General features: G+C 35.3%; 4 protein-coding genes. All 4 read right to left on the minus strand.

The genetic code is table 11. The annotated features are described in order from the left end of the window. On the minus strand, window positions 1–284 hold a 284-nt coding region (locus Q0L44_RS05030; RefSeq protein WP_296636126.1), incomplete at its 3' end, for a phage head closure protein. Window position 285: 1 nt separating this feature from the next. Then, window positions 286–855, minus strand: coding sequence for a head-tail connector protein (locus Q0L44_RS05035; RefSeq protein ID WP_296636129.1), 570 nt, complete (start codon window positions 853–855; stop codon window positions 286–288). 6 nt (window positions 856–861) lie between these two features. Beyond that, the gene (locus Q0L44_RS05040) at window positions 862–1,017 is read right to left on the minus strand and encodes a hypothetical protein (protein ID WP_296636132.1); all 156 of its coding nucleotides are present in this window, start codon (window positions 1,015–1,017) and stop codon (window positions 862–864) included. 79 nt (window positions 1,018–1,096) lie between these two features. After that, window positions 1,097–2,286, minus strand: a 1,190-nt coding sequence (locus Q0L44_RS05045; protein ID WP_296636135.1) for a phage major capsid protein, incomplete at its 5' end; no start/stop codon positions are given.

The raw sequence follows: 2,286 nt of genomic DNA on the forward strand, positions 1-2,286 counted from the left end.
ATAGCATTTTCTATATTGTAAAAAATACCTTCATCGTCTTTTACCAACATGCCAACTGCTTTTCCTTTTACCAGTCTAGCATCGTATTTTATAATAAAAGAGGCATCAAAAATGGCTCTAATTTTACCATCTTCTTCATCTTCTTTTGATGACATTTCTAATTGCTGCGCCCAACATTTTTTTAAAACTGAGGTAGCTGTAACCGTACTTCCTGCTGCATCTTTAGTTTTAGATTCTTGCAGAATTTGTATCTTGTTTTTAAAAGCTCCTAGTTTTACTTGCACTTTAATATTTTATTAATGACTGCAACAACCTTTCTGATGCAGTGGTTTTGTTTTTTACGTAATCTCCACGCAATTGATCCATAGCTACTGCTTTTAACAACACAGCTTGCTTTATTTTTTTATACACCTTTGGCAAGCCTACAGTAATAGAAACCTGCACTGCATCTGGTGTAAATTCTTTAATTTTTGGAAGCGTACTATTTTCCAAAAATTCTATTTTGTTTTCTACAGAATCTACTTTGCTTAACGTGTAATTTTCTGCATCTAAAACAGTTAAATTACCACTTGTGTAATCTGCTGGCTTGTACGCTATTTCATCGATAGCAATAATGGTATGCAAAGAACTTGTAATTGCTTCTTCAAAGCTTTTACCAGATATTTTGTATTTTTTTTCTACAATAGCTCTGTTTATATACGATTCACATTCTTCTACCGCTGCATCTATGTATTGTTGAAACAACGCATCTTCTGGATGATCTTCTGTTGGATCTACTTCTTTTAACTGAGCCTTAAACTCTTGAAGTGTTACAATTTCGTCTGGTGTGTGATCTAATTCTATATAAAAAGCCATAATCGATTATTTTTTAGTTACAAATACACCATGTTTATTTTCTACAATGGTATTTGCTTGGGTTTTTGATAAAGAAGCTACATCCCCTACATTGTACCCCAAACCATACAACCCTGTTGGCGATACTAGAAATTTTACTTTTACTTTTTTTACTGGAGCCATCTTATTTTTTTATGGTTTTTAAAAAAAGGGCCTGCCCCCTAAAAACAGACCCCCAATCACTATTAACTCAAATCACTTATTAAGACAAATCAAAATCTTTGATCACAGTAAATGCTGCTTCTTCTTTAATAAGCACATCTACATACTGATTGTTTGTAATTTCTATAAGACCTTCTTTTTTACGAGTAATATTATCTACTACCATATCTGAGAAGCCCCATTCTCCAATAATAACTTGGCTAAAATCTCCTGCAAGTGCAGCCGATAAATTAGTACCAGTTCCTTTGGTTAAGTTTTTAGGAACAAAAGTTGAAACTCCTGTTTGTAAGCCATTAATTAAATTATCTGAACTCATTAAGTACTTAGCATCTCCTGCTGTATGCAAGTGGCTTTTTAGATAGCCTTTTGTAAGCGCATTTATTAAATACTTAATCTCTCCGGTAATTGCATTGGCATCTTCTAGCGACGTAATCATTTCTACTAATTTTGCCCATGTAGGCGCAGCACCATTAGTACCCATTGCAATGGTATTAACGCCAGCCGCATTTAAAATACCTAAAGGAACATTACCTGTACCAGAACCATTAATTACTGCATAATCTATAGCTCTCTCCGTAGCTAAACGAATGTCATTAGCAGTTACAGTTTCTAAAGCAATGACTGATTGATGTAAGTTTTGAACAGAAATTGGCACAGTAGCTGACAATCGTTTGGCATCCATGGATTTTTTACCATACTGCGTTTTGGTTGGAGAAACCGTATCTATTTCACCCTCCCATGTTGCAGTAATACCACCAGCATTGGTAACAAAAGACGCTGGACCAGTTAAACCACGCATGTATTGTGCGCCTAAACTTTGTACAATTGGCTTTGGTGTTAAAGCATCTATAAGCCCTTTGTATTCTTCAAAAACTAGTTTACCTCCAAAGTTTCCTGAATCTTGGGTAACAGTTTGTGCATCTGCTCTCATGCTGTTTGGTACAGCAACTCCTTCAATAGTACCTCCAAATTCTTTAGCTTCTCTTAAAGCCTCTTGATGCAATTCTGCTTCTACACCATCTAACACCCCACCTGGTAACTGAGATCGTAAGGCTTTATGAAGCGAAAAACGCTTTTTTAAAGTACCTTTTTCTTTTTGCTCTTTGCCACCAACAATAACACCAGCAGCTTGTGCAGCTCGTTTTTGGTTTTCTTCAATACCTTCTGCTCTTGTAATTTTAGCATCTAAGGCTTTTCTTTGAGCCATAAAATCATCAAAAGAGGTTTCTT

Source organism: Polaribacter sp., assembly GCF_024639685.1.
Classification (GTDB): Bacteria; Bacteroidota; Bacteroidia; order Flavobacteriales; family Flavobacteriaceae; genus Polaribacter.

Coding starts and splice junctions, on each gene's coding strand:
- Q0L44_RS05035 (WP_296636129.1), bottom strand. CDS start 855: ATGGCTTTTTATATAGAATTAGATCACACACCAGACGAAATTGTAACA.
- Q0L44_RS05040 (WP_296636132.1), bottom strand. CDS start 1,017: ATGGCTCCAGTAAAAAAAGTAAAAGTAAAATTTCTAGTATCGCCAACA.